Origin of the sequence: Actinosynnema sp. NPDC020468 (assembly GCF_040642015.1) — a bacterium.
GTDB lineage: Bacteria > Actinomycetota > Actinomycetes > Mycobacteriales > Pseudonocardiaceae > Actinosynnema.
Genome location: NZ_JBFAEO010000013.1, coordinates 36,340 through 56,241 on the forward strand (window position 1 = coordinate 36,340; position 19,902 = coordinate 56,241).

Consider the following 19,902-nt stretch of genomic DNA (forward strand, 5'->3'; position numbering starts at 1 on the left):
TGAAGGGCGTCGTGTTCTCCCCGTATGGCCTGCCTGAGGCAACCACATGCGTCAAGGGGGCCGTTGTCGAGTTCGGGCGGCGGTTGGGCGGTTCGGTGCCCCCTTGACACATGCGGTTGGGCTTCGCCCAGGCCATACGGGGAGAACACGAGGCCCCTGGCTTGGTCGGCGTGACCGTGCGCTTCGTGTGGCTGGTGAGTTGTGTGTGGGGCTTCGGTGGTGTGGGGTGTGCGGGTGGTGAGGGAGGGGTTGGCTTCGGGAGGTGGTTCCAGGGTGGACGTGCCCGGTGAACACTCTCCGTGCGCCGGTAGCCTTCCGCGCGTGCCTGCCAAGCTAGAGGGCAAGGTCGCGACTGCCCCGCCTCGCCCTTCCCGCACATCGCCTGTGACCGTGTCCGATATCGCCTCCGCGGTGGACGCTCATCTGACTGCGCCCGATCTTGCCCATGTGAGGGTTCGTGGCGTCACGCTGCGTGCTCAGCACGTGGTGGTCGGTGACCTTTTCGCCGCTCTTCCCGGTGCCCGGGTGCACGGGGCCGAGTTCGTTTCCCAGGCCCTCGAGTTGGGGGCCGTCGCCGTGTTGACCGATGAGGCCGGTGTGGTTCACGTGCCTTCCGGGGTTCCTGTGCTGGTGCACCCCCGGCCTCGGGATGTGCTCGGGCCCGTGGCCGCGCGGGTGTACGGGGAGCCGTCCACCAAGGTCGCCTTGTGGGGGGTCACCGGGACGTCCGGGAAGACCACCACCTCTTACATGATCGAGTCCGTGTTGCGCGCCGACGGGCGGAGCACCGGGTTGATCGGGACCGTCGAGACCCGGATCGGGGAGCGGCGGCTCGACAGCGCGTTCACCACGCCCGAGGCGCCTGATCTCCAGGCGCTGCTCGCGGTGATGGCCGAGTGCGGCACCACCGATGTCGCCATGGAGGTGTCCAGCCACGCGTTGCGGCTCGGGCGGGTCGGTGGGGTCGGGTTCGCGGTGGCCGCGTTCACCAACCTGTCCCAGGACCACCTCGACTTCCACCCCGACATGGAGGACTACTTCCAGGCCAAGGCCTCGCTGTTCGACGGGCGGGCCCGGACCGAGGTGGTCTGCGTCGACGGCGAGTGGGGACGGCGGCTGGTGAAGGGCGGCACGGTGACCGTGTCGACCACCGGTGACGCCGACTGGACCGCGTCCGGGCACCGGGTGTCGGCGACCGGGGAGCAGAACTTCACCGCGCGGGGGCCCGGTGGGCTCTCCTTCGACGTCACGTTGCGGTTGCCCGGTGAGTTCAACGTCGCCAACGCGCTGCTCGCCATCGGGTGCCTGCACGCCGGTGGGGTCGGGGTCGACGCCATTCGGGAGGGGCTCGCGAACGTCCAGGTTCCCGGGCGGATGCAGCGGGTGGACGAGGGGCAGGACTTCACCGCCGTCGTCGACTACTCGCACAAGCCCGCGGCCGTGGCGCTCGCGTTGGACGCGGTGCGCGCGCGGTCGGCCGGGCGGATCATCACCGTGCTCGGGTGCGGCGGGGATCGGGATCGGGCCAAGCGGCCGTTGATGGGTGCGGAGGCCGCCTTGCGCAGTGATGTCCTCGTGGTGACCGACGACAACCCCCGCGGTGAGGACCCCGCCGTGATCCGGGCCGCGATGCTGGCCGGCGCGTTGGAGGTACCGGACGACCTGCGCGGCGAGGTGGTCGAGATCGGCGACCGGGGGCGGGCGATCGCGCACGCCGTGTCGTTGGCGCGTGCCGGTGACGTGGTCGTCGTCGCGGGCAAGGGGCACGAGACGGGCCAGGAGGTGGCGGGGGAGATCCTGCCGTTCTCCGACGTCGACTCGCTCGCCGAGGCGATTCGCGGGGTGCGCGCGTGATCGAGCTCAGCCTGGCCGAGATCGCGGAGGTCGTCGGCGGACGACTGCACCGCACCGACGGGTCGCCGGTGGTGACCGGGACCGTCGAGTTCGACACCCGCGAGGTCGGTGACGGCGCGCTGTACCTGGCGCTGCCCGGCGCCCGGGTCGACGGGCACGACTTCGCCGACGAGGCGATGCGGGCCGGTGCGGTCGGGGTGCTGGCCGGGCGTGAGGTCGACGCGCCCGCCGTCATCGCGCCTCCGGTCGAGCACGGGCACGGGAACGCCTACGTGCTCTCCGACGACACCGACGGGTCCGGCGCCGCGGTGTTGGCGGCGCTGGCCAGGCTCGCCCGGTACGTGACGGACAGGTTGACCGGGTTGACCGTGGTCGGGGTGACGGGCTCGTCGGGCAAGACGAGCACCAAGGACCTCATCGCGCAGGTGCTCGCGCCGCTCGGGCGCACCATCGCGCCGCCCGGGTCGTTCAACAACGAGCTGGGGCACCCGTGGACGGCGTTGCGGGCCGACGCCGACACCCGGTTCCTGGTGCTGGAGCTGTCCGCGCGCGGGCCCGGGCACATCGCCGCCCTGTGCGCGGTCGCGCCGCCGCGGATCGGCGCGGTGCTCAACGTGGGCTCGGCGCACGTCGGCGAGTTCGGCTCGCGCGAGGGCATCGCGGTGGCCAAGGGCGAACTGGTCGAGGCGCTGCCGCAGGACGGTGTCGCGGTGCTCAACGCCGACGACCCGCTGGTGGCGGCGATGGCCTCGCGGACGCGGGCCCGGGTCGTGCTGGTCGGCGAGCGGTCGACGGCCGACGTGCGGGCGGTCGACGTGCGGCTGGACGACCAGGCCCGGGCCGGGTTCCGGCTGGTGACGCCGAAGGGCGAGGCCCGGGTGCAGCTGGCCGTGCACGGGCCGCACCACGTCGGCAACGCGTTGACCGCCGCCGCGATCGCCCTCGAGCTGGGCGCGACGCCCGAGCAGGTGGCCGACTCGCTCGGCAAGGCGGAACGGGTGTCGGCGCGCCGGATGGAGGTCACCGAGCGGGCCGACGGGGTGACCGTGGTGAACGACTCCTACAACGCCAACCCCGAGTCGGTGAAGGCGGCGTTGAAGTCGCTGGCCACCATCTCCCGGGCGACCACGCCGGCGCGGCGCAGCTGGGCCGTGCTGGGTCCGATGGCCGAGCTCGGCGCGGACTCGGTCCGCGCGCACGACGAGATCGGCAGGCTCGTGGTGCGCCTGGACATCAACAAGCTGGTCGTCGTCGGAGCGGACGCCCGCCCGATGCACCAGGGCGCGCACCTGGAAGGATCATGGGGAGAAGAAGCGGTTTTGGTGCCGGACGTCGCGGCGGCCGTGGAGCTGCTGCGCGACCAAGTGCGGCCGGGTGACGTCGTGCTGGTGAAGGCATCCAAATCTTACGGCCTGTGGCGCGTTGCCGAGGCTCTCCTGGAGGCGGTCAGCAAATGAAGAGCATCCTCATCGCGGCGGCCATCGCGCTGATCGCGTCGATCATGCTGACGCCGTACCTGATCAAGATATTCTCGCGCCAGGGCTTCGGCCAGGAGATCCGCGAGGAAGGCCCGCAGAGCCACAAGACCAAGCGCGGCACGCCCACCATGGGTGGTGTGGCGATCCTGATCGCCATGTGGCTCGGGTACCTGGGCGCGCACCTGGTGAACTCGATGTCCGCCTCCGCGCGGGACCAGACGCCCACCGCGTCCGGCCTGCTGGTGCTGCTGCTGACCACCTCGCTCGGCGTGGTGGGCTTCCTCGACGACTTCATCAAGATCCGCAAGCAGCGCAACCTCGGCCTGAACAAGACCGCGAAGCTGGTCGGCCAGTTCCTCGCCACGATCGTGTTCGCGCTGCTGGTGATGCAGTTCCCCAACAAGGACGGGCTGACCCCGGCGTCGGTCAACCTCTCGTTCGTGCGCGACATCGCCGTGGTGTCGTTCGGCGTGGTCGGGTTCGTGGTGTTCTGCTACGCCGCGATCAGCGCGTGGTCCAACGCGGTGAACCTGACCGACGGCCTCGACGGCCTGGCCGGCGGCACGTCCGCGATGGTGCTCGGCACCTACGTGGTGATCAGCTTCTGGCAGTTCCGCTACAACTGCTCCAACCTTCCGGTCGCGGGCTGCTACGACGTGCGCGACCCGCTGGACCTGGCGTTGGTGGCCGCCGCCGCGATGGCGGGTTGCATCGGCTTCCTGTGGTGGAACGCCGCGCCGGCCAAGATCTTCATGGGCGACACGGGTTCGCTCGCGCTCGGCGGCCTGGTCGCGGGCCTGTCCATCGCGACCCGCACCGAGCTGCTGCTGGTCGTCATCGGCGGGTTGTTCGTGGTCGAGGTGCTGTCGGTGGTGCTCCAGGTCGCGGTGTTCCGCACGTCGCGGCGAAGGCTCTTCCGCATGGCGCCGTTCCACCACCACTTCGAACTGTCCGGGTGGGCCGAAACCACGGTGATCATCCGGTTCTGGCTGCTCGCGGGCATCTGCTGCATGTTCGGCCTCGGGCTGTTCTACAGCGAGTGGCTCACCGCGGCTGGGCCCTGACGCATGGGTTTCCTCACGGGACGCAGGGTGCTGGTCGCCGGCGCGGGCGTGACGGGGCGGTCGGCGGCGGAGGCGCTGCTGGCCGCCGGCGCGACCGTGGCGGTCACCGACGGGTCGGCCGACCGGCTGGCGGCGCTGGAGCAGCTGCTGCCCGGCGTCGAGCTGGTGCCCGGGTTGACCGAGCCGCCGGTGGGCACCGACCTGGTGGTCACCTCGCCCGGCTGGCGGCCGGACAACCCGCTGCTCGCCGCCGCGGCGCGGGCGGGTGTCGAGGTGATCGGCGAGGTCGAGCTGGCCTGGCGGATGGGCGGCGAGCTGGCCGACGCGCCGACCTGGCTCGCGGTCACCGGCACGAACGGCAAGACCACGACCGTCGGCATGCTGGAGTCGATCCTGCGCGCCGCCGGGGTGGACGCGGTGGCCTGCGGCAACGTGGGCCTGCCGGTGGTGGACGCGCTGCTCGCCGGGCACCGGGTGCTCGCGGTGGAGCTGTCGAGCTTCCAGCTGCACTGGTCGCCCTCGGTGCGGCCGTTCGCGGGCGTGCTGCTCAACCTCGCCGAGGACCACCTGGACTGGCACGGCTCCCTGGAGGCGTACGGGCAGGCCAAGTCCGGCGTGCTGACCGGCGAGGTCGGGGTGGCCAACGCCGACGACCCGCTGGTCGCGGCACTGCTGGCGGACGCGCCCGCGAAGGCGCACGTGTCGTTCACGCTCGGCGAGCCCGAGGAGGGGCAGCTGGGCGTGCGCGGGTCGGAGCTGGTGGACCGGGCGTTCGGGCCGGACACCGTGCTGCTGCCGGTGGACGAGGTGCGGCCCGCGGGTCCGCCCGGACTCGCCGACGCGCTGGCCGCCGCCTCGCTGGCCCGGGCGTTCGGGGTGTCGGCGGAGGCGGTGCGCCGAGGGCTGCGCGACTTCCGGCCGGGCGCGCACCGGGCCGTGGTGGTGGGCGAGGTGGACGGCGTGACCTACGTCAACGACTCCAAGGCGACCAACCCGCACGCGGCGGACGCGTCGTTGCGGTCGCACGACAGCGTGGTGTGGATCGCGGGCGGCCTGCTCAAGGGCGCGTCGGTGGACGAGCTGGTCCGGGCGCAGGCGCACCGGTTGCGCGCGGTGGTGCTGATCGGCGCCGACCGCGAGGTGATCGCGACCGCGCTGGAGCGGGAGGCGCCGGACGTGCCGGTGACCGTGCTGGCCGACGCGACGATGGTCGACGCGGTGCGCGCGGCCCGCTCGTTCGCCCGGCCGGGCGACGCGGTGGTGCTCGCGCCGGCGGCGGCGTCGATGGACATGTTCACCGACTACGCGCACCGCGGCCACGCGTTCGCGGACGCGGTGGCGGGCTTGTCCGGGACGGTGTGATCGTCGGCCGGAACCGCGACACGCGGGTGACGTTCGGGTTTCTGCGCGGGTCGCGCGGGACGATGGGCGCATGACTGCGGTGGAGCAACCTACCCGACGGGCTCGGCGGGTCGTCGGCGTGCGCGGCGCGCTGACGGCGTGGCTGAGCCGCCCGCTCGCGGACTTCCACCTGCTGCTGGCCGTGTTCGGCGTGCTGACCGTGCTGGGCCTGATCATGGTGCTCTCCGCGTCCGCGCCGGGCGAGGTGGCCGAGGGCGCGTCGGCGTACTCGGTGTTCCAGAAGCAGTTGCTGTACGTGGGTGTCGGCGCGGTGATGTTCCTGGTGGTGCTGCACATCCCGCTGCGCCGGATCCGGCACGGCAGCACGATGGCGATGCTGGTGTGCGTGATCGCGCTGGGTCTGGTGCTGACCCCGCTCGGCACGGTCGCGGGCGGCGCGCAGTCGTGGTTCACCGTCGGGCCGGTGTCGTTCCAGCCGATCGAGGTGGCGAAGCTGGCGCTGGCGCTGTGGGGCGCGCACGTGCTGGTGACCAAGCGGGCGCTGCTGGACCAGTACCGGCACCTGCTGGTGCCCGTGGTGCCGGTGGCGCTGCTGGTGTTCGCGCTGGTGATGCTCCAGCCCGACCTCGGCGGCACGATCACCCTCGGCGTGGTGCTGATCAGCCTGCTGTGGTTCGTCGGCGCGCCGCTGCGGGTGTTCGGCGTGATCGCGGTCGGCGCGGTCGCCGGCGCGGTGGTGCTGGCGGTCGGCGCGACGTACCGGCTCAAGCGCGTGCTGAGCTACCTGAACCCGGACGACGACCCGCTCGGCGCGGGCCTCCAGGCCAAGCAGGCGCTGTACGCGCTGGCCGAGGGCGGGTTCTTCGGCAAGGGGTTGACCAACGGCAGCTCGAAGTGGCGCTACCTGCCCAACGTGCACTCGGACTTCATCTTCGCGGTGATCGGCGAGGAGCTGGGGTTCATCGGGTGCATGCTCGTGCTGGGGTTGTTCGCGTTGCTGGCGCTGGTGGGCCTGCGGATCGCGGCGCGCAACACCGACCCGTGGATCCGGATGGTCGCGGCGACGCTGACCGTGTGGCTGGTCGCGCAGGCGGCGATCAACATCGGGTACGTGGTGAAGCTGTTGCCGGTCACCGGCATCACGCTGCCGATGATCTCCTCCGGCGGCACGTCGATCGTGACGACGATGATGGTGTTCGGGATCCTGGCGTCCTGCGCGCGGCACGAGCCGGAGGCGGTGGCGGCACTGCGCTCGCTCGGTCCCGGCCGGGTGGGCGGCGCGCTGCGCCTGCCCGCGCCCGAGGCCTACAAACCGCCGCCGCGCCGCAAGCCCGTGCGACCGTCACCGCCGCCGCGCTCGCGCCGTGCCGCGCCGCAGACCGACGAACGCCGCGTCGCCGGCCGCCAGGCACCGCCGTCGGAGTACCGCCGCCGCGACACCCGCCGTGCCCAGTCCCGTTCCGAGGGCCCGCGCCGGGCCCGCTGACGCGGTCGTCCTCAAGGGACGGTCCGCACCCCGTCGGCCCGACCCGCACGCCCGGACCGCCGCCGTTCACGTGCCGTTCGCGGTGTCCGAGTGGAGGAGGCGCGGCACGGGGTCGGTAGGCTCGACGGCGTCGCGAATCTCTCACCCTGGAGGTCACCCTGTCCGGCGATCGGCTTGTCCACAACGGCCCTTGCGTGGTGGTGGCCGGTGGCGGCACTGCCGGCCACATCGAGCCGGCGCTGGCGCTGGCCGACGCCGTCATGAGGCTGCGTCCCGACGCGCGGGTGGTCGCCCTCGGCACCGAGCGGGGCCTGGAGAACAAACTGGTGCCCGCCCGCGGGTACCCCCTCGAGCTCATCCCGCCGGTGCCCATGCCGCGCAAGGCGAGCCCCGAGCTGCTGAAGCTGCCGCTGAAGGTCCGCGAGTCGGTGAAGCGCACCCGCGAGGTGCTGGAGCGCGTCGGCGCGGACGTCGTGGTCGGGTTCGGCGGCTACGTCTCGCTGCCCGCCTACCTCGCCGCGCGCGGCCGCGTGCCGATCGTGGTGCACGAGGCCAACGCGAAGTCCGGTCTGGCGAACAAGGTCGGCGCCAAGTTCGCCGCCCGCGTCGCCGCCGCCGTTCCCGACTCGGGCCTGAGCGAGGCCGAGATCATCGGCATCCCGCTCCGGCACGCGATCACCACCCTGGACCGCGCCCGGCTGCGGGACGAGGCGCGCCGCGCCTTCGGCCTGCACCCGCACGCGCCGACGCTGCTGGTGTTCGGCGGTTCCCAGGGCGCCCGGTCGATCAACAACGCGGTGTCCGGCGCGGCCGAGGCGTTCGCCCGCGCGGGCGTCGCCGTGCTGCACGCGCACGGGCCCAAGAACACCGTGGCGGTGCAGTCGTTCCCGGGCGCGCCGCCGTACGTCCCGGTGCCCTACCTGGAGCGCATGGACCTCGCCTACGCCGCGGCCGACGCGGTGCTGTGCCGGTCCGGCGCGATGACCGTGGCCGAGGTGTCCGCGGTCGGCCTGCCCGCCGTGTTCGTCCCGCTGCCGCACGGCAACGGCGAGCAGGCGCTCAACGCGGGCCCGGTGGTCGCGGCCGGCGGCGGCATCCTCATCCCGGACGAGCAGCTGAGCCCGAGGTGGATCGCGGAGAACGTCGTGCCGCTGGTCGCCGACCGGGCGCGGCTGGCCGCGATGAGCCAGGCGACGCTGAGCACCGGCCACCGCGAGGCGGACGAGGTGCTCGCCCGCATGGTGCTCGAGGTGATCAAGAAGTGAGCGCGCTCGACCGGGTGCACCTGGTGGGCATCGGCGGCGCCGGGATGAGCGGCATCGCGCGCATCCTGCTCGCCCGCGGCGCCAAGGTGTCCGGTTCGGACGCCAAGGACTCGCGCACCGTGCTCGCCCTGCGCGCGCAGGGCGCCGTGGTCGCGGTCGGCCACGACGGCCGCAACCTCGACCAGCTCGTCGGCGGACCCACGGCCGTCGTGGTGTCCACCGCGATCCGCGAGGACAACCCGGAGTTGCAGGCCGCACGGGCGCGCGGCGTCACGGTGCTGCGCCGGGCCGAGGCGCTGGCCGCGCTGATGCTCGACCACAAGGTCGCGTGCGTCGCGGGCACCCACGGCAAGACCTCCACCACCTCCATGCTCACGGTGGCGTTGCAGCACTGCCGGCTCGACCCGTCGTTCGCGATCGGCGGCGACCTCAACGAGTCCGGCGCGAACGCCCACCAGGGCACCGGCGGCGTGTTCGTCGCCGAGGCCGACGAGAGCGACGGCTCGTTCCTCTTCTTCGCGCCGTCGATCGCGGTGGTGACCAACGTCGAGGCCGACCACCTCGACCACCACGGCACCGTCGAGGCCTACGTCGCGGTGTTCGACGCGTTCCTGGAGCGGATCACGCCCGGCGGAGTGCTGATCGCGTGCGTGGACGACCCGGGCGCGGCCGCGCTGGCCGGACGCGCGGCGGCACTCGGCCTGCGGGTCCGCCCGTACGGCCGCACGGCCACCGGCGAGGGCGCGGCGACCCTGGTGGACTATCGCGCCGACGAGGTCGGCGGCCTCGCGGTGGTCGACCTCGACGGCGAGAAGGTCGACGTCCGGGTGGCCGTGCCGGGCGAGCACATGGCGGCCAACGCCCTCGCCGCCCTCCTGGCCGCCCTGGAACTGGGCGCCGAGCGCTCCGCGGTCCTGGACGGCCTCGCCGCGTTCGGCGGCGTCCGCCGCCGCTTCGAGTTCAAGGGCCGCGCGGGCGGCGTCCGCGTCTACGACGACTACGCCCACCACCCGACCGAGGTCGCGGCCCAGCTCACCGCCGCGCGCCCGGTCGCGGGCGACGGCAAGCTGGTCGTCGTGTTCCAGCCCCACCTCTACTCCCGCACGAGGACGTTCGCGGCGGAGTTCGGCACGGCGCTCGGCCTGGCCGACGAGGTCGTGGTGCTGGACGTCTACGGCGCCCGGGAGGACCCCGAGCCCGGGGTGACCGGCGCGCTGGTGGCGGGCGAGGTGCCGCTGGCCGCGGAACGGGTGCACTACGAGCCGTCGTTCGACCGGGTGCCCGCGCTGGTGGCGGGTCTGGTCGGCGAGGGCGACCTGGTGGTGACCATGGGCGCGGGCGACGTGACGATGCTCGGTCCGGAGATCGTGGACGCGCTGACATGACGACGGGGACGGATGGTCGGCGTGCCGAGGTGCGTAGGCGTCCGTCCCGCGCGCGCCGGACGGCTCGTCGTCCGGTCCGCCGCGGCCCGTCCCGCGCCACGGTGGCGCGTCGACGGGCTGTGGCGGTGCTCACCGTCCTGTCGATCGTCGGCCTGGTCGTCGTGATCTGGTTCACGCCGGTGTTCGGCGTCCGCGAGGTCGACGTGACGGGTATCACCGACCTCACCGCGGACGAGGTGCGCGGCGCGGCGGCGATCGAGGAGGGCACCCCGCTGATCCGGCTGGACGTGGCCGCGGTCGAGTCCCGGGTGCGCCGGCTCGCCAGGGTCGCCGGGGTGCGGGTGGAGCGGTCGCTGCCGGGCACGGTGCGGTTGACCGTGGACGAGCGCGACCCGGTCGGCGTGGTCAAGGCGCCCGACGGCGCGCACCTGCTGGACTCGACCGGCAAGGACTACGCGGTCGTGGCCCAGCCGCCGCCCGCGTTGCCGGAGTTGAAGCTGTCGACCGACGAACGTGCGGTGCGGGCGGCGGTCCGGGTGCTCACCGGCCTGCCCGCCGAGCTGCGCGGCGAGGTCCAGGCGGTGTCCTCGAGCACGGGGTCGGACGTGAAGCTCTCCCTGACCGCCGGCCGCGAGGTCCGCTGGGGCACCGCGGAGAACACCGCGCGCAAGGCGGCGGTGCTGCTGGTGCTGCTGACCAGGCAGGGAACGTCGTTCGACGTGTCGAGCCCGGAGCTGCCGACGGTCTCGTGACCACGATCGCGCCGGGCGAGACGATCTCCCGATCGATCTCCGACTACGCTGCGCAGTGCACGACGCGTCGTGACGAACGTGGTGTGCGAACTGCTCGACGGGGTGACCGACGAGTAGACGTAGCTCACCCGGTCGGGACAAGACACGGCGTGGCTGCTGGACCGAGGCATTCATCGTGCATAACGTCCAGCAGGAACATACGGGGTTGACATAACCCTCGACCTCTGGTTGAGGGTTTCAATCCGGGTGGAGCTCCGTCCGGGTGTGACACCGGTGGTCATCCACTCCAGCACATGAGCACGGACACGATCAGGAAGGCGGATCCGATGACGCCCCCGCACAACTACCTCGCGGTGATAAAGGTCGTCGGCATCGGCGGCGGCGGTGTCAACGCCGTGAACCGGATGATCGAGGTCGGTCTCAAGGGCGTCGAGTTCATCGCGGTGAACACCGACGCGCAGGCGTTGCTGATGTCCGACGCCGACGTGAAGCTCGACATCGGCCGCGAACTGACCCGCGGCCTCGGCGCCGGCGCGAACCCCGAGGTCGGCCACCGCGCCGCCGAGGACCACCGCGAGGAGATCGAGGAAGTCCTCCGCGGCGCCGACATGGTCTTCGTGACCGCCGGCGAGGGCGGCGGAACGGGCACCGGCGGCGCGCCCGTCGTGGCCTCGATCGCCCGCAAGCTCGGCGCCCTGACCATCGGCGTCGTGACCCGGCCGTTCTCGTTCGAGGGCAAGCGCCGGGCCAAGCAGGCCGAAGAGGGCATCCAGGCGCTCCGCAACGAGTGCGACACCCTCATCGTGATCCCGAACGACCGGCTGCTCCAGCTCGGCGACATCGGCGTGTCCCTGATGGACGCGTTCCGCTCCGCCGACGAGGTGCTGCTCTCCGGTGTCCAGGGCATCACGGACCTGATCACGACGCCGGGTCTGATCAACCTGGACTTCGCCGACGTGAAGTCGGTGATGTCCGGCGCGGGCTCGGCCCTGATGGGCATCGGCTCGGCCCGAGGCGAGGGCAGAGCGGTGCAGGCCGCGCAGAAGGCGATCAACTCGCCCCTGCTGGAAGCCTCCATGGAAGGCGCCCACGGCGTCCTGCTCTCGATCGCGGGCGGCTCCGACCTGGGCCTGTTCGAGATCAACGAGTCGGCGTCCCTGGTCCAGGAAGCGGCCCACCCCGACGCCAACATCATCTTCGGTACGGTCATCGACGACTCCCTCGGCGACGAGGTCCGGGTGACGGTGATCGCGGCAGGCTTCGACAGCGGCGGCCCGACCCACAAGAAGCTGGAACCGCAAGCCCTGTCGTCACCGCCTCGCGGCAACCCGGTGGTGTCCGCGACAGCGGGCCAACTCTCGACCCCACCCCCGGTGACCACACCCCCACCGCCTCCGCCGGTGGAACACCAGCAACCGCAACACCAACAGCAACAGCACCAGCAGCCGGTGACCCCGCCACGCCCGTCGGTCCCCCAACAACCGACGAGCCCGGTGGGCAACGGCGCGAACCCGTACGGCGCCCCGACCCCCGTACAACGCCCCCTGCCGTCCTCGGGCTCCCTGCCACCGCGCATCGTGCCGGTGACCGACGACCCGGACGACGAGGTGGACGTCCCACCCTTCATGCGTCGCTGACACCCATCGAACGGCCGCCCCCAGGGCGGCCGTCCGTTTTTCGGCGTCCAGGCGCGCGCAGTCACCCGAGGCGCCTCAAGACGTGCCGCACCTGGCCCGCCCCACCTCCATGGGAGGCTGTAGGCGTGCGCATCCGCCGTGTTGTGACCACTCGCGAAGGCGGGGTTTCGAAGGGCGAGTTCGCGTCCTTCAACCTCGGGGACCACGTAGGCGACGACCCCTCGGCCGTCGAAGCCAACCGAACCCGGCTGGCAAGGGAACTGGGCCTCCCCCCAACCAGGCTCGTGTGGATGGAGCAGGTCCACGGCCGAACGGTCACGGTGGTGGACGGCCCGGTCGACAGCCCGGCCGAAGCCACCGACGCGCTCGTCACGGACCAGCCGAACCTGGCCCTCGTCGTCCTCACCGCCGACTGCGTCCCGGTCCTCCTCGGCGACCCGGAGTCAGGCGTGATCGCCGCCGTGCACGCCGGCCGAGTGGGCGCCCGCGTGGGCGTGGTCCCGGCCGCCCTGGACGCCATGATCTCCCTGGGCGCCGACAAGTCCCGAATCGAAGTCCTCCTGGGGCCCGCGGTGTGCGGCCCCTGCTACGAGGTCCCCGCCCCGATGCGCGACGACGTCGAGAAGCACCTCCCGGGCTCGGCGACCAAGTCCCGCAAGGGCACCCCGGCCCTGGACCTCCGCGCCGGCCTCTGGCAACAACTCGCCGACGCGGGCGTGGGCAAACTGGGCCTGGACCCACGGTGCACGGTCGAGGACCGCACCCTCTACAGCCACCGCCGGGACCCGGGCACCGGCAGACTGGCCTCGGTCATCTGGGTGGAGTCGTGAACCGAGCCGAGGAACTGGCCGCGAACCTGGCCGACGTCCGAGCCCGCATCGCCAAGGCCTGCGCCCAGGCGGACCGCGATGAACAGCAGGTGACACTTCTCGCGGTCACGAAAACCTTCCCCGCCTCCGACGTGGCCCTCCTGTACGACCTGGGCCTGACCGAGTTCGCCGAGAACCGCGACCAGGAGGCCGCCCCGAAAACCGCCGAGTTCGCCACCCTGCGCCCCGCCGCGACCCCGCGCTGGCACATGGTCGGCTCGCTCCAGCGCAACAAGGCGAAATCCGCGACCCGCTGGGCCCACCAGGTCGATTCCGTCGATTCCACCCGCCTGGCCGACGCCCTGGCGAAGGCCGCGACCACCCGCCTGGACGTGCTGATCCAGGTCAGCATCGACGCCGATCCGCTCCGCGGCGGCTGCCCGATCGGTGACCTTCCGCGACTGGCCGATCACATCGCTCGTACGGATGAACTTTTTCTGCGGGGTGTGATGACCGTCGCACCCCTCGGGATGCATCCACAGCAGGCGTTTGCCGCTCTTGAACAGGCGGTAACCCGCTTGCGGGACGATCATCCCGATGCCACCGTGATCTCGGCGGGGATGAGCGGCGACCTGGAAGATGCTGTTGCGCACGGATCGACGTGCGTGCGTGTCGGAACAGCGTTGCTGGGCAGCCGGAGACTAGCCTCGCCGTAACTGTTCACAACCTCTGGGACGGCCGCGACGTCCTTGTGGTGGGGATCGGCGGAGGAAGGGCTCGACATGAGCGGGTTTCACAAGCTGAAGGCCTACTTCGGGATGGTTCCCGCCGAGTACGCCGACGACCCCGGTGCCTACGAGGACGAGCGGGGCGGGCGCTACCAGTCGGAGTACCGCTCCGACTACCCCGAGTCCGACGACTACGAGCCCTACCCCGAACAGCGCCAGAACGGCCGGCGCCGCCCGACCGGCGGCTACCGCGCCGAGCTGGACGACACCGAGGACTACGAGCAGCCCGACACCCGCAACCGGCCCCGCCGGTCGTGGAACGCCGACACGCCGGTGCACGGCGCGCTGGCGGTCGAGCCGCAGCGGGAGCCGCCGCGTCCGCGCGTCGCGCCCACGCCGGAGCCCACCCGGTCGCTCGGCCGCATCACCACGCTGAACCCGCGCAGCTACAACGAGGCGCGGACCATCGGGGAGCACTACCGCGACGGCACGCCGGTGATCATGAACCTCACCGACATGAACGACGCGGACGCGAAGCGGCTGGTCGACTTCGCGGCGGGCCTGGCGTTCGCCCTCCGGGGCTCGATCGACAAGGTCACCAACAAGGTGTTCCTCCTCTCACCTCCGAACATCGACGTGACGGCGGAGGACCGGAGGAGGCTGGCCGAGGGTGGGTTCCTCAACCACGGCTGACTGGTGGCAGAGTTGACGACGTGGATGCCCTCTGGCTCGTGGTCTACTACCTGCTGTTCTCGTTCTGGCTGCTGCTCACCGCGCGTGTCGTGGTCGAGCTCGTCCGCAGTTTCGCCAGGGAGTGGCGACCGGCGGGCGGCGTCGCAGTTGCTTTGGAGACCGTGTACACGGTGACCGACCCCCCGGTCCGCCTCCTCCGCCGGCTCATCCCGACGGTGCGGATCGGGGGCATCGGACTGGACTTGTCCATTATTGTGCTGTTGCTGGTCGTTATCATTCTGATGCGAGTAGCCGATCCCAGGTGAGGGGACCAGGGATGTCCACAGCCCAGGAGTGCGTGAGGTGATCTGATGCCGTTGACCCCCGCGGACGTGCACAACGTCGCGTTCAGCAAGCCGCCGATTGGCAAGCGGGGCTACAACGAGGACGAGGTGGACGCGTTCCTCGACCTGGTTGAGGGCGAGTTGGCCCGCCTGATCGAGGAGAACAACGACCTGCGCCAGCAGGTCGAACAGCTCGACCAGCAGGTCGAGACCGCGCGAGCCGACCTCGAGGACGCACGTGCCAAGGTCGCCGCGGGCGTCCCCAGCCGTGTCATCGAAGAGCCCCGCAGGCTCGCTCCGGTGCCACCCCCCTCGGCGCTCGAGCAGACGTCGCCGGGTGGCGGCGGCGGTGGCGGCGGTGACCACCACGTGCAGGCCGCCAAGGTGCTCGGGTTGGCCCAGGAGATGGCCGACCGGCTGACCGGCGAGGCCAAGGCGGAAGCCGACGGCATGCTCTCGGAGGCCCGGACCAAGTCCGAGCAGCTGTTGTCCGAGGCGCGCGCCAAGGCCGACACCATGGTCAACGAGGCCCGCACCCGAGCCGAGACCATGCTCAACGACGCGCGGACGCGTGCCGACACGCTGGAGCGGCAGGCCCGCGAGAAGGCCAGCGCGCTCGACCGGGACGCGCAGCGCAAGCACGCCGAGGTGATGGGCAACATCACGCAGGAGAAGAACACGCTCGAGAAGCAGATCGACAAGCTCCAGACGTTCGAGCGCGAGTACCGCACCCGCCTGAAGACCATGCTGGAGTCGTCGCTGCGCGATCTACAGGACCGCGGTCCCGCAGCGCCGTCCGACGGCCGTCAGCAGGGCTACTCGTTCGGGGCTCGCGCCGAGGCCGGCTGATCCCGCTCGCGGTGATCTAGTCTGCTCCGATGCTCTACGTCGTACTGCTGTTGGTGCTGGCGGCTCTCGGGCTGCTCGTGCCCGCCCTGACCACGTCCCGGGAGATCTGGGCGTGGTCGTCGGTGGGCGCGAGCGCCGCGGCCGCGATCGTGCTGGTGGTGGACTGGTGGCTGCGCCGCCGGTCCGGGCCCGAGCCCGCCGCGCCGGCAGTGCCGTCCCACCCGACCGAGGTCGGGCCCGGACCGGAGGACGACGCCGTGCCCGTGCCGGCCACCGACGCCGAACCGGCGGAGGAGGACACCGACGCGGGCGACCTGCTCGCCGTGGCGGACCTGTCCGACGAGGTGCGGGTGCTCGACGAGCGACCCCGCTACCACCTGCCCGCGTGCGCGTGGGTGGGCGACCGGGCCACGCTCGGCCTGCCCGTGTCCGAGGCCCGCCAACTGGGCTTCACCCCGTGCGCCACGTGCCGCCCGGACTCCACGTTGGCCGCCCGCAACCGACTGGGCTGAGCCCGCCCGGACCGGGTCGCCGGAACCGGTTTGCCTGCCCGGCTATTCTCGACGTACAGGCATCGACCCGGCCATCACCGGTGAGCCTCCGGAAGAACAGGCGCGAGCCCCAGTAGAACCGGACGGGAACGGCCCGTCACAGCCGTCCAACGAGAGGCCGGAGCTTCGCGCGCCGGCAAGCGGGGTGGTACCGCGGTTCGCTCGCGAGAGCGCGTCGTCCCCGTGCGCCGGCAGTACCCCACGCGAGGAGCGACGCACGATGGCCTACCCCAAGGCAGGCGAGGGCTCGGTTCCCTCCCAGCCGTCCTTCCCCCAGCTGGAAGACCGGGTCCTGGACTTCTGGAAGTCCGACCGGACCTTCCAGGCCTCCATCGACGCCCGGCCCGCCGGGGACGACGGGGCAGGCGAGTTCGTCTTCTACGACGGCCCCCCCTTCGCCAACGGCCTCCCGCACTACGGCCACCTGCTGACCGGCTACGTCAAGGACGTCGTGCCGCGCTTCCAGACCATGCGCGGCAAGCACGTCGAGCGCCGGTTCGGCTGGGACACGCACGGCCTGCCCGCCGAGGTCGAGGCGGAGAAGCAGCTCGGCTTCTCGTCCAAGTCGGACATCGAGGCGTTCGGCATCGAGAAGTTCAACGACGCGTGCCGCACGTCCGTGCTGCGCTACACGGACCAGTGGCGCGACTACGTGACCCGCCAGGCGCGCTGGGTCGACTTCGACAACGACTACAAGACCCTCGACCTGGACTACATGGAAAGCGTCATGTGGGCCTTCAAGACCCTGTGGGACAAGGGTTTGGTCTACGAGGGCTTCCGGGTGCTGTGGTACTGCTGGCGCTGCGAGACGCCGCTGTCCAACACCGAGACCAAGATGGACGACACCTACCGGGACCGGCAGGACCCGGCGGTGACCGTCGGTCTCCGGCTGGAGACCGGCGAGCTGGCCCTGGTGTGGACGACCACGCCGTGGACGCTGCCGTCCAACCTGGCCGCCGCCGTCGGACCGGACATCGACTACGTGGTGGTCGAGGCGAACGGCGAGCGCTACCTGCTGGCCGAGGCCCGGGTGGCCGCCTACGCCCGCGAGCTGGGCGAGGAGCCGCCGGTCGTGGCCCGGTACAAGGGCTCGGAGCTGGTCGGCCGCCGCTACACGCCGCCGTTCGACTTCTTCGCGGGCCGGGAGAACGCGCACCAGGTGCTGCCGGCGGACTACGTGACCACCGAGGACGGCACCGGTGTCGTGCACATCGCGCCCGCCTTCGGCGAGGAGGACAAGGCGGTCACGGACGCGGCCGGCATCGAGGTCGTCGTGCCCGTCGACCCGCACGGCCGGTTCACCGCCGAGGTGCCGCCGTACGAGGGTCAGCACGTCTTCGACGCGAACAAGGTGATCATCCGCGACCTGCGGGAGACCGGGCTGCTGCTGCGGCACGAGACCTACGACCACCCGTACCCGCACTGCTGGCGGTGCGACAACCCGCTGATCCAGCGGGCCGTGTCGTCGTGGTTCGTCGCCGTGTCGCAGTTCAAGGACCGGATGGTCGAGCTGAACCGGCAGATCAACTGGGTGCCCGAGCACATCAAGGACGGCCAGTTCGGCAAGTGGCTGGAGAACGCGCGCGACTGGAACATCAGCCGCAACCGGTTCTGGGGCTCGCCGATCCCGGTGTGGGTCTCCGACGACCCGACCTACCCGCGGGTGGACGTGTACGGCTCGCTGGACGAGCTGGAGCGCGACTTCGGCGTGCGCCCGACCGACCTGCACCGGCCGAACGTGGACGAGCTGACCCGGCCGAACCCGGACGACCCGACCGGTGGCTCCACCATGCGCCGGGTGCCCGAGGTGCTGGACTGCTGGTTCGAGTCCGGCGCGATGTCGTTCGCCCAGGTGCACTACCCGTTCGAGAACCGCGAGTGGTTCGAGAGCCACTACCCGGGCGACTTCATCGTCGAGTACAACGGCCAGACGCGCGGCTGGTTCTACACCATGCACGTGCTGGCCACGGCGCTGTTCGACCGGCCCGCGTTCCGCAACTGCGTGGCGCACGGGATCGTGCTGGGCGACGACGGGCAGAAGATGTCCAAGTCGCGCAAGAACTACCCGGACGTGAACGAGGTGTTCGACCGGGACGGGTCGGACGCGATGCGCTGGTTCCTGATGTCCTCGCCGATCCTGCGCGGCGGCGACCTCGTGGTGACCGAGCGCGGCATCCGGGACGCGGTGCGCCAGGCCGTGCTGCCGCTGTGGAACTCGTGGTACTTCCTCGCGCTGTACGCCAACGCGGAGGGCGTCGAGGGGCACTGGCGGACCGACTCGGAGCACGTGCTCGACCGGTACGCGCTGGCCAAGACGCACGACCTGGTGGCGACCGTCGGCGGGCAGCTGGAGGCGTTCGACATCTCCGGCGCGTGCGCGTCGATCCGGGAGTTCCTGGAGGTGCTGACCAACTGGTACGTCCGCCGGTCCCGGGACCGGTTCTGGGCGGGCGACCAGGACGCCGTCGACACCCTGCACACCGTGCTGGAGGTGGTGTCGCGGGTGGCCGCGCCGCTGCTGCCGCTGACCACCGAGGTGGTGTGGCGCGGGTTGACCGGCGGCCGGTCGGTGCACCTGGCCGACTACCCGGTGCCCGCCGACCTGCCCGCCGACGCCGCCCTGGTGGCGGCGATGGACAAGGTGCGGCAGGTGGCGTCGACCGCTCTCGGGTTGCGCAAGGCGGCGAAGCTGCGGGTGCGGCTGCCGCTGGCGCGGCTGGTGATCGCGGCCGACGAGGTGGCGTCGCTGGAGCCGTTCGCCGGGATCCTGCGGGACGAGGTGAACGTGAAGGCGGTGTCGTTGACCACGGACGTGGCGGCGCACGGGCACTTCCAGCTCGCGGTGAACGCGCGCGCGGCCGGGCCCCGGTTGGGCAAGGACGTGCAGAAGGTGATCAAGGCGGTCAAGGCGGGGGACTGGGCCGAGGTGGACGGCGCGGTCGTCGCGGCCGGGCTCGCGCTGCTGCCGTCGGAGTACGAGCAGCGGCTGGTGGCGACCGACCCGGCGGCCACCGCGGCGCTGCCCGGCGGCGGCGGTCTCGTCGTGCTGGACACGGTGGTGACCGACGAGCTGGCCGCCGAGGGTGTCGCGCGCGACCTGGTGCGCGTGGTGCAGCAGGCGCGCAAGGACGCCGACCTCGACGTGTCGGACCGGATCTCGCTGGTGCTGGACCTGCCCGAGGACGTGGTGGCGCAGGTGCGCGCGTTCGAGGAGTTCGTGGCGTCGGAGACGCTGACCTCGGCGGTGGCCTACGGGCCGGTCGAGGGCGGGTCCGAGGGCACCGTGGGCGACGGCGCGAAGGTCCGGGTGTCGGTCACCCGCGCCTGAGCGAGCTCTCCAGGGCCAGCAGCACCTGGACGTCGTGGACCAACCGCTCCGGCGGCGGGTCCACGACGTCCACCAGCCGCTCGACGGCCTCCTCGGCGCTCACCGGTGACCGCCCTCGGGTCTGGCACGGGACGCGGCCGGGTGGGTTGTGGTCGCCGGGGGCCGCGTTCGTGGTGTGGCGCGGGACGTGGCCGGGTGGTCGGTGGACCCGTGGGTCGTGGTCGCCGGCGGATCGCCTCCGGCTCCGGCACGGGACGCGGCGGGCACCTCGGCGTTCGCCCGGTGGGGCGCGGTGGCGCTCACCGGAGACCGCCTGCGGGCGTGGAACGACGCGCGGC

At 72.0% G+C, this 19,902-nt stretch carries 16 protein-coding genes; all 16 read left to right on the forward strand.

Going from position 1 to position 19,902, the window contains the following annotated elements; genetic code table 11:
* The first annotated feature begins 321 nt into the window (after positions 1-321).
* The 16 genes from AB0G50_RS12035 (at position 322) to ileS (ending at position 19,564) form a co-directional block, all read left to right on the forward strand.
* Positions 322-1,854: a UDP-N-acetylmuramoyl-L-alanyl-D-glutamate--2,6-diaminopimelate ligase gene (locus tag AB0G50_RS12035; RefSeq protein ID WP_360105826.1), complete on the forward strand. Its 1,533-nt coding sequence runs from the start codon at positions 322-324 to the stop codon at positions 1,852-1,854.
* Positions 1,851-3,311, forward strand: coding sequence for a UDP-N-acetylmuramoyl-tripeptide--D-alanyl-D-alanine ligase (murF, locus tag AB0G50_RS12040; RefSeq protein ID WP_360105828.1), 1,461 nt, complete (start codon positions 1,851-1,853; stop codon positions 3,309-3,311). Before AB0G50_RS12035 ends, murF begins: the two co-directional genes overlap by 4 nt.
* The gene (gene mraY, locus AB0G50_RS12045) at positions 3,308-4,396 is read left to right on the forward strand and encodes a phospho-N-acetylmuramoyl-pentapeptide-transferase (RefSeq protein WP_360105830.1); all 1,089 of its coding nucleotides are present in this window, start codon (positions 3,308-3,310) and stop codon (positions 4,394-4,396) included. Before murF ends, mraY begins: the two co-directional genes overlap by 4 nt.
* A gap of 3 nt (positions 4,397-4,399) precedes the next feature.
* Positions 4,400-5,758, forward strand: coding sequence for a UDP-N-acetylmuramoyl-L-alanine--D-glutamate ligase (gene murD, locus AB0G50_RS12050; RefSeq protein WP_360105833.1), 1,359 nt, complete (start codon positions 4,400-4,402; stop codon positions 5,756-5,758).
* 70 nt (positions 5,759-5,828) lie between these two features.
* A complete protein-coding gene (ftsW, locus tag AB0G50_RS12055) occupies positions 5,829-7,244 on the forward strand; it encodes a putative lipid II flippase FtsW (RefSeq protein WP_360105836.1) in 1,416 nt (471 codons plus the stop codon).
* 194 nt (positions 7,245-7,438) lie between these two features.
* Complete coding sequence (gene murG / locus AB0G50_RS12060) at positions 7,439-8,509, forward strand: undecaprenyldiphospho-muramoylpentapeptide beta-N-acetylglucosaminyltransferase (RefSeq protein WP_360105839.1); 1,071 nt, start codon at positions 7,439-7,441, stop codon at positions 8,507-8,509.
* The gene (gene murC / locus AB0G50_RS12065; protein WP_360105842.1) at positions 8,506-9,894 is read left to right on the forward strand and encodes a UDP-N-acetylmuramate--L-alanine ligase; all 1,389 of its coding nucleotides are present in this window, start codon (positions 8,506-8,508) and stop codon (positions 9,892-9,894) included. The genes murG and murC overlap by 4 nt, the downstream gene beginning before the upstream one ends.
* A gap of 125 nt (positions 9,895-10,019) precedes the next feature.
* A complete protein-coding gene (locus AB0G50_RS12070; RefSeq protein ID WP_360105845.1) occupies positions 10,020-10,646 on the forward strand; it encodes an FtsQ-type POTRA domain-containing protein in 627 nt (208 codons plus the stop codon).
* Between the two features lie 326 nt (positions 10,647-10,972).
* Positions 10,973-12,283, forward strand: coding sequence for a cell division protein FtsZ (ftsZ, locus tag AB0G50_RS12075; RefSeq protein ID WP_360106156.1), 1,311 nt, complete (start codon positions 10,973-10,975; stop codon positions 12,281-12,283).
* A gap of 125 nt (positions 12,284-12,408) precedes the next feature.
* A complete protein-coding gene (pgeF, locus tag AB0G50_RS12080; RefSeq protein WP_360105848.1) occupies positions 12,409-13,113 on the forward strand; it encodes a peptidoglycan editing factor PgeF in 705 nt (234 codons plus the stop codon).
* Complete coding sequence (locus AB0G50_RS12085; protein ID WP_360105851.1) at positions 13,110-13,808, forward strand: YggS family pyridoxal phosphate-dependent enzyme; 699 nt, start codon at positions 13,110-13,112, stop codon at positions 13,806-13,808. Before pgeF ends, AB0G50_RS12085 begins: the two co-directional genes overlap by 4 nt.
* Before the next feature lie 66 nt (positions 13,809-13,874).
* Entirely contained in the window at positions 13,875-14,513 is a 639-nt protein-coding gene (locus AB0G50_RS12090) for a cell division protein SepF (RefSeq protein WP_360105854.1), read from the forward strand.
* A gap of 20 nt (positions 14,514-14,533) precedes the next feature.
* Entirely contained in the window at positions 14,534-14,818 is a 285-nt protein-coding gene (locus AB0G50_RS12095) for a YggT family protein (RefSeq protein WP_360105857.1), read from the forward strand.
* Positions 14,819-14,863: 45 nt separating this feature from the next.
* On the forward strand, positions 14,864-15,685 hold the full coding sequence (locus tag AB0G50_RS12100; protein WP_360105860.1) for a DivIVA domain-containing protein: 822 nt from the start codon (positions 14,864-14,866) through the stop codon (positions 15,683-15,685).
* 29 nt (positions 15,686-15,714) lie between these two features.
* Positions 15,715-16,197, forward strand: coding sequence for a hypothetical protein (locus tag AB0G50_RS12105; RefSeq protein WP_360105863.1), 483 nt, complete (start codon positions 15,715-15,717; stop codon positions 16,195-16,197).
* A gap of 259 nt (positions 16,198-16,456) precedes the next feature.
* Positions 16,457-19,564, forward strand: coding sequence for an isoleucine--tRNA ligase (ileS, locus tag AB0G50_RS12110; protein ID WP_360105866.1), 3,108 nt, complete (start codon positions 16,457-16,459; stop codon positions 19,562-19,564).
* Positions 19,565-19,902 lie beyond the last annotated feature (338 nt).